This is a genomic window from Methanobrevibacter sp. (assembly GCF_045636185.1).
Taxonomy (GTDB): Archaea; Methanobacteriota; Methanobacteria; order Methanobacteriales; family Methanobacteriaceae; genus Methanocatella.
In genome coordinates this window covers 1-8,029 of record NZ_JAZTXC010000146.1, presented here as the reverse complement: position 1 = coordinate 8,029, position 8,029 = coordinate 1, and the positions used below count along the sequence as shown (strand labels likewise).

Here is an 8,029-nt window from a genome sequence, read left to right as displayed (position 1 = left end):
GATGTCTGAGTTTTTAACAGCTTCGATTTCACCAGGTTCAGCAGCCATACTTAAAGAGTTGTAAACAGCTCTGTCAGCTAATCCTGCTTCTTGAACGTATTCTACACCTGCAATTTTTGCAGAAGCTGCGGTTGAATCTATAAGGAAAGGTTTGTCACAGACGTCTCCTACAAATTCTAAGTATTTTACCATAGCATCTGCAGTAGCACCGAAAGTTTGTACAACACAAGGGTTTCCGGTTACATCAGACATTTCTTCCATAGTTTTAATTAATCCTTCAGCAGCATCTTTATCAAAGATACCTTCTTTTTCATCACTAATAATTTTGTGTCCGCCGTAAAAGATTGTTCCTGCTAAAACAGTAGGGTATTCACCAGGTTGTCCTCCCATTTTTACTCCGGCAATATCTACGACGAGTTGTTCTTTATCAAATCTAAACATTTATAATCCTCCAATTTAGATTAGTCCTGCCATCATAGTACTCATTGCATTGACTAAACCAAATTCAATGGATACTATTAAAATTACAAGACCTAAAATTATACCATATAAAATACCAATATCTCTACCGTTTTGTTGACCTAAACGTTGGAAGTATTCCCCAACAGCAAATTCTACTTTTTCTTCAGCCTCATCTAATTTTTGGACTGCAGCTGACATATCGTCGGTAGATACAATAATTTGAGGTACTGATTGTTCTTCAGACATTTTTTAACACCTCTATAATCCACATAATTTAGCTAAGTATGGAATAACAACAGCTAAACAAAGAGCAATTCCAATACCGATAGCTATTCCAGAAAATCTGGTGCTGATTACGCCAGCGAATAATCTTCCTTCTCTGCCTAAAAGCTTAGCACGGTATTCTACATCACTAGAAGCATTTTTAATACCACGAGTATTTGGTTTGTTTGAAAATTTAACCATTTATAAAACCTCCAGTTTATACACCTATTAATGGTGCCATTAATAATAAGAAACCGATTACTAAAGTAAATACTAATCCAATCATAATACCTTGGACTTTACCTGAATAGTTACCTGCCATATTTCTTTGTACAGCACCAACTAATTTTACTTGAGTATCAATATTTCTTATTCTTGCTTCAAGTAATGCAGTTTCTGGAGAAATAGGACGAATTTCTTCACCATCGTCGTCGTCGTCATCTCCTTCTTTCACTTCAATAACCATAGCATCTTCTTCAAAAGCACCAGGATCTTTCTCAATACATTCTTTTACTTTTGCAGTGATTGCTCCACCGTCTTCGTTATCGATTAAGTCAACAAGTTCTACTTGTTGTTGGAATCTTTCTACACCTTCCATAGGAATGTTTTCTACGAAAGGAATAGCACCGGTAGCACCAGTGATTTTTTTCTTTTCAGGGTCGCAACCATTTTCATGTAATGCTTGAATACTTTGACCGGTAATGTGACCTTGTACTTCTGCACCACATAAGATTAAGAATCTGATGTTTGGGTTTGAAATGATGTTTGCTACAACTTTTTCAATACCTAAGTTTTCAGTTTTACAAGGTCCAGCGATTGCTGCTCCAGCAGCAGCTGGGATATCTTCATTGTGAGAAGCTAAAGTAGTTACAGCAACAGGACTTTCAGGGTCCCCTACAATGTAGTCTCCACTTACTACAGGCCAGTTATCAGCAGTAGGTTTTTTGTCAGCCATCTATAAAACCCCCATAGCTGTTAATATAGGCATAGCTGCCATAATAAGGAACATTCCTATAACAAATCCATAAACCATGTTGGTTAATTTACCTGCAATTACAAAGTTACCTTCTCTTCCTGGGAAGGAACCTAATGGTGCGGAATTAGGATCTAAGGAATTCATTAATTCATCAGCAGCTGCTTCGACTTTTGCGATTTCAGCATTAATTTCATCCATTGAAAGAATAATTAAATCTCCACCACCAGCACCGAGAATACCGGTTTCTGCGTCAAGATTTAAGTTTAATTCAGGAATAAATTGTATTAAAGGTAATACCATCTATAACAACCTCCTTATTCCTCAACTTTTGGCCATAATCCAGCCCATTTAACAGATGCTGCAGCTTCACAGGAAGCATTAACAAACATCTTAAATGAGATGTACCAACCGATAAGTCCGACAATTAAAATTGCAAACCATGCTAATCCTCCAGCGGAAATAGCGAGAATACCAGTAATAATCATAGTTAAGAATGCAGTAGAAGCACCACATTTAAGAGTTCTTACTTGGTCTTCGTTTGGTCCTAAACATGCGTTGAATGGGTGTTGGATTGCCATAGTACATAAGATGTAGAAGATAGCAATATAACCAGGAGCAACTACAGCAGATAAGAGTAAGTCAATGGAGTATCCACCTGCAACAGCAGAGGAGAATCCTAAAACAGCTAAAGCTGCAGCACCTGCGATTTCTGCAGTACATCTTTCCATAACAGGAATTTTCATACCAACAATTTTTTTAGCTACAATTGCAACTAATAAACCAATGAGCATTGCAAAGATCAATGCAAGAATAGGTCCAGCAATTTCTAATCCGCTTAAGTTGAAAGCTGCGATAATACCTACACCAGCTAAAGCACCGATTACACCAATACCTAAAGACATGTAACCGATAGAAGGTACACCAGTACCTAAACCATAACTTGCTACACTACGGATTGCAATTACACCCCAAAGGATTGCACAAACTGCACCAAGACAGCTTAATACAGGTCCAATAATAGGGTTAATACCAGATAAGTAAATACCGAGTAATCCACCGATAATACCAACTGCTAATATTACATTAGCATCTACAGCACCTTCTGCAGGTGCTCCACTTCCTCCAGCAGACATCTTAAATACCTCCAATCATTAAAACCATGAAGATTGCAGCTACAAGAGAAACAATAGCACAAGCTAAAATTCCGGTAGGGAGTCTTTTGAATTTAGGGTCAACAAATCCTTCAATGGTACCTCCAATGTTATAGGAAGCAGTTACAGAGTTGATGAAGAACATACCTACGGATAAGATAGCAGCTAATCCTGCAATAATAGTAGCGTCAAATCCAGTCATGTTAGCGGTTGCGAATTCGTTAATAGCCCAGTAGACTAATCCACCACCAGCACCACCAAGTAAACCACCAATGATACCACTAATGTAACATACGGTAGGAATACCGTGTCCTTCGGTACCAGGAGTTTTATATTTTTCTTGGTTCCATTTGGTGATTGGGTCAACAGGAGCCTTACCAGATGCTGGCACTACACCAACACCGAAAATATAAATAAAGTTACCAATAAGCATGGTGATACCCATCATTAACATGGAACCGACTGCACCAGCTAAGATGATCAACCATACTGGTTGTCCAGTCATAGATGCTGCGGTAATGAGTCCAGTTAATCCTGCACCAGCTGCTAACATTGCGGTACCAGTTCCTACACCGGTAGCGGTAGCCATAGCTGCAGGAGCACCACCTACAGGAATGAAGTGTACACCTCCTCCCATAATAATACCTGCAATTACAACACATATAATAAATATAATAAGATTCATAATGTAACCTCCTTATTCCTCATATGGTCCGAATTTTTCTCTTGCAGACTTTTCAAGGAAGTAGTTACCAGCGATTAATAAAATAACGATGATAAGTCCTACGATTTGTCCTCCAATAGCTCCGAATACAACAGTGATCCAGAAGCTTACGAAGACAATAAGTCCGAAACAGAAACCGGTTAAAGGTCCACCATATTTAGCACAGAAGTTACCTACATCGATAGAGTTTTTAGCACCGAGAGGAGCTTTGGTTACGATATCCCCTTGAATAGCTACAGGAGTACCTCCACCGTAATCGAATTTTTGGTATTCGCTTTCTGCACCGTAATGTACATCCCCTGTGGATGAACCGATTGCACCAATAGTAATTCCCCATAGTACTGCGAGTAATGGTAATGGGAATGGGTGTCCAAGTCCATTTAATGGAAGGGTCATTAAGTAAGCGATTCCTACAATACCGAAACTAGCTATAAAACCATGAGCTGCGATAGGGCCTAAGGATTGGGTTAATACGTCCATGAATAATGGTTGTTCAAATTGAGATTGACCAACAATCCTTCCCATGTGTGATGTGACTGTATAAATTGCGTGAACAAATGCAGCAACAGTAGAACCCATTGCAATTGCGACTATAGGTAAAATACCCATACCCATTGCAAGAGCTGCGATACCACCAGCGATACCACACCAGCATCCATATGCTACTGGTTCACCAGAAGCTGCCTTATTGATCATACGGTGTAAATGTCCCATTTGTGGAGCAAGTTGAACTTGTGAGTTAGGGTTACTTTGTGAACCGATGTCAGACTCTAAGTCCTCTGCAGCACCAGCAATGGTTGCTGCTGCACCCATTAATGCGACTACACCTAATGTAATAGGGTCCATATTTTCTTTTCCTCCTTAAATTTTATTAAATTTAATTATTTAATAAACTATTACGTGATTAACTTTCCTATTAATCACATTTAGACATATTCTGCTCAAATATAAAACCATAAAGACATAAAATAAAAATGGACTAAATAATGGACTAAAGCAAAATTTAGACCATTTTTAGAACATCTGAATGATTTTATACTTTATGATTATACCTCATAACTTAAACAAAGATTTTATAAATCAAATAAGCCAAGGCAAACCACTTAGCTTTTAATCTAGCTAGATTAAATCCTTAAAGTGTTAAGAATGAAATATTTGATGAATAAATCTAAAAATCTTAATAATTAAACCTGAATAATTAAAAAGATAAACCAAGAATTTTTTCAAGTCTACTTAAATTAAAATAAACTTAAAATTAATTAATTTAGAGACATTAAACTCTCTATATTCTATAATTTTTTTAAAACACTATATATAAGCTTTACTAAAAAATCTCAAATTTTATCAATTATTTTTAGCATTACCTTAATTTTAAAGCGATTTATCAAAATCAATTGAAATTTAATCCATTTAAATTAACTTAAATTCCCATATTGAAACTATTTTTTTTAAATTTTTTTTATAAAATGCATTTTATCATTTTCAAAATCAATTGAAAAAAAATCCATTCTACTTTATACAAACAAATATCATATTGAAAAAAATAAATAAGGTAAAATCTAATAGGATAAAAAATCCTATAGATTAAAAACCTTATTTATATATTCCCGTTTACACCAAACTTATTTTGCTGGAATGATGATAGATCTTTCACCTGCAGGTTCGAATTCTCTTAAAGCACCTTTAGCAAATTCTGCTCTGACTTTAGTGAAGTCGAATGGCAAGTTTTTGTCAGCAAATGCAATCTTTACGAGAGGGTTAACTGCAAATGCGTCTCCACGAGCACTGTGAGGTGCTTGTGCAATACCTGCATATTCACCTTGGTGACCTACGTTCATTGCATAGTTAGGATAGTTAGGTCCTCTTAATTCAAGTGGTAAACCTTCGTCGTTTCTGATAGCGAATACGTTAGCTGCACCACATTGATCTTGCAAGTCGTAACCGTAGAATCCTAATCTGGAATGTTGTTCTTTGTGTAAGTATTGTGCTAAGTACCATGCAGATAAACCGGTTTGTGCATTACCAGTTGCGAATGCAGTGGAAATACCTGCAGCAGCGGATACAACAGCAGCTCTTTGAGATCCACCGAAGTGGGTTTCGAGTAATGCTGGGTATTGTTCGTATTGTTCTAAGGAGTAGAATGCTACTGCTGAACCTACATCAAGAACAGTGTCCATGTTGTTAGGTGCGGAACATAAGTCTCCGTATTTGTCTTCTACGTAATCTTTACCGAAGTAAGAGAAGTCGTCTAATACGTTATCAGTATATGCTGCGGTAGCATATTGAGTAAATCCTACACCACCAGACATGTAAGATCCTAACCAAATTTGGTCGTATAAAGCAGCACCTAAAGCTACTACTTCTAATGCGGATTCTACAGGGTCGTCGGTTACTCTGGTAGCTTGACAGATATCTGCCATAAATCCGAATGGGACACCACCAAGTTCGTTACCTGCTCTTGCTCTTCTGATTGGTAAGTAAGTACCCATACCAATAACTTCTGCGTGTTTGGATGCGTATGCGAAGTCACCAGTAGCACCTTCACCTGCACATTGACCGTATGCAGAAATCATTGACATACCAATTTGCATAGCAGACCATCTGGAAGTGGTACCACCGTCACAAACTCTACCTACAACAGATGGGACTCTTACAATTTGCCAAATAGCTCCGCCTACTTCAGCTTTTAAAGCTTCAGCTTGTTCTTCTGGGAACTCTTTGTTAATGTCTAATACAAATGCAGGGTCAATTTCTGCTGCTAAGTCGTCGTCACCAGTAAATACTTTTACGTAGGAGTCGTCTACTAATAATGGGTTGGTTTCTACCATGTGTTCTTGTACTACAGCTGCACCAGGCATAGCGTGGTTTACAACTTCTAAGTAGTTGGTAATGGTTTCAGGAGTTACTTCCATACCTAATCTCTTTTCGAGTACGTTGTGAGCAGTGTTTAAACCTACGATTACAGTTTTTCTGATATCGTCCCAAGCTTGTTGGATAGCTGCGTTGTTGATAAAGTGTAAGTCGTCCCCTTCTACAAAGGTGTCAGTACCAGATAATTGGTAGGACATTAAAGCTCTTTGACCAAGTGGGTTACCAATGTCAGGGTTGTACATTGGGATTCCTCTTTTGTCAGCAATAGCTTTACCTTCGTTTACAAATTCAGTTTTTCTTTCAGATTGAGTCCAACCGCCCATATTATAGAAGGTAGTAGTTTTTTCTTCTGGAGCTTCTTTGAACTTTTTAGTCATTGCATCTAAGAATTTTTTATCAGCCATTTTAATAAACCTCCTTAATATTCTGGGTTGTAACCAAATTGAGATCTAGTGACGTGTATTTGATTTAATACAGTTACAGCGTCAACGTCGTCTTTGTAAGCTTCACCATCGTATCTGTAGATAGTGGTTTTAGCTCTTAAAGTTTCTTCATCTAATGGTTCACCTAATACTACAGGTTCGTCTAATTCACGACCAATTTGGTCTTTTACCATTTCAACGTTACCGGTTTCTTTGTTGAGTACTTGTCTTCTTAACATGTCAAACATTAAACCGTTTTCGTCGAGTCTTAAAGAGTGACCGTGTACACCTGCACCTCTGATACCAGTACGTGCAGTGTCAAAGTATTCGTTTTCTAAGATTTCTTTAGAAATTCTTTCTACGTCTCTTTCACGAGCTTCGATAATTTGTCTTCCGGATAAGGTACCGGTATCGATTCCTCTGTATCTGTATACATAGGATCTTGCTCTTAAGAAAGGTTGAGCTGGAGCAAAGTACATGGAGTCTACAAATTGGATGTATCTTACTCTGTCCCCTGCTTTTGCACCGTCGATAGGTTCTACAATTTCTCTAATAATGTCATCAGGTTCGTCCATTTCGTCGAGAGGTGGGTGAACGGATTTGTATTCTTCACCTGGAGCTCTGTGACCTAATAATTTTACTACGTCTTCATCAGATATTTCTCTTAAAACTTCTAACTCAACATCTGGGTTAGTGAATTTTCTTCTGTTTTCAGCTACCTGAGAAGTTCCTGGATAATATTGTGCCATAATTATGCATCTCCTAATGTTAATCTAACTTTTCTAATAATCTCATCTAATTTTTCTTGAGACACTGTTTGTCCCCTAATAACACCTGAAACAATATTCATGATTTTACCTTCTGTCTTTACCTCTTCAGGCATGACCTTTGCGGTTTTTACACCAATTTTTGCAAAATCTTCAAAGTCAACAGGATATTCACAAATAATAACACAAGGTTTGTTAACGTTACGCAAGATTAATCTTGCCTTGTAGGTAATATGATTTCTTACTCCTCCTAAATGAACCACAATAACCTTAAACTTTTGCATTTGTTCAACTTCCTTGTCAGTCAAACCAAAAGCGTTTCCTGCACCACCGGCAGGAGCATCATGTGGAACACCACTACCTGCATCCAATATCATGGTACTGGTTAATAG

10 protein-coding genes and 1 pseudogene are annotated in these 8,029 nt (G+C 37.6%); all 11 read right to left on the bottom strand.

Annotated elements, in window-relative coordinates:
- Positions 1-441 (bottom strand): annotated as a pseudogene (locus ACKI3Q_RS08290) (tetrahydromethanopterin S-methyltransferase subunit H); the annotation flags it as partial.
- Positions 442-456: 15 nt separating this feature from the next.
- Positions 457-708: a tetrahydromethanopterin S-methyltransferase subunit MtrG gene (gene mtrG, locus ACKI3Q_RS08285; RefSeq protein ID WP_407416083.1), complete on the bottom strand. Its 252-nt coding sequence runs from the start codon at positions 706-708 to the stop codon at positions 457-459.
- A 12-nt stretch (positions 709-720) separates the two neighbouring features.
- Positions 721-927 carry a tetrahydromethanopterin S-methyltransferase subunit F gene (locus ACKI3Q_RS08280; protein ID WP_295605493.1) on the bottom strand — a complete coding sequence of 69 codons (207 nt, stop codon included), beginning with the start codon at positions 925-927 and terminating at the stop codon, positions 721-723.
- A 16-nt stretch (positions 928-943) separates the two neighbouring features.
- Complete coding sequence (gene mtrA, locus ACKI3Q_RS08275) at positions 944-1,681, bottom strand: tetrahydromethanopterin S-methyltransferase subunit A (RefSeq protein WP_407416081.1); 738 nt, start codon at positions 1,679-1,681, stop codon at positions 944-946.
- On the bottom strand, positions 1,682-2,002 hold the full coding sequence (locus ACKI3Q_RS08270) for a tetrahydromethanopterin S-methyltransferase subunit B (RefSeq protein WP_407416079.1): 321 nt from the start codon (positions 2,000-2,002) through the stop codon (positions 1,682-1,684).
- 14 nt (positions 2,003-2,016) lie between these two features.
- Positions 2,017-2,835 (bottom strand): tetrahydromethanopterin S-methyltransferase subunit MtrC, encoded by an 819-nt coding sequence (gene mtrC, locus ACKI3Q_RS08265; protein ID WP_407416077.1) that lies wholly within the window; start codon positions 2,833-2,835, stop codon positions 2,017-2,019.
- Between the two features lies 1 nt (position 2,836).
- Positions 2,837-3,538, bottom strand: a complete 702-nt coding sequence (gene mtrD, locus ACKI3Q_RS08260) for a tetrahydromethanopterin S-methyltransferase subunit D (RefSeq protein ID WP_407416075.1) — start codon at positions 3,536-3,538, stop codon at positions 2,837-2,839.
- A 12-nt stretch (positions 3,539-3,550) separates the two neighbouring features.
- Complete coding sequence (mtrE, locus tag ACKI3Q_RS08255) at positions 3,551-4,423, bottom strand: tetrahydromethanopterin S-methyltransferase subunit E (RefSeq protein ID WP_407416073.1); 873 nt, start codon at positions 4,421-4,423, stop codon at positions 3,551-3,553.
- A 776-nt stretch (positions 4,424-5,199) separates the two neighbouring features.
- The gene (gene mcrA / locus ACKI3Q_RS08250) at positions 5,200-6,852 is read right to left on the bottom strand and encodes a coenzyme-B sulfoethylthiotransferase subunit alpha (RefSeq protein ID WP_407416071.1); all 1,653 of its coding nucleotides are present in this window, start codon (positions 6,850-6,852) and stop codon (positions 5,200-5,202) included.
- 14 nt (positions 6,853-6,866) lie between these two features.
- Positions 6,867-7,619: a coenzyme-B sulfoethylthiotransferase subunit gamma gene (gene mcrG, locus ACKI3Q_RS08245; RefSeq protein WP_407416069.1), complete on the bottom strand. Its 753-nt coding sequence runs from the start codon at positions 7,617-7,619 to the stop codon at positions 6,867-6,869.
- Positions 7,620-7,621: 2 nt separating this feature from the next.
- On the bottom strand, positions 7,622-8,029 hold a 408-nt coding region (locus ACKI3Q_RS08240; RefSeq protein ID WP_407416067.1), incomplete at its 5' end, for a methyl-coenzyme M reductase I operon protein C.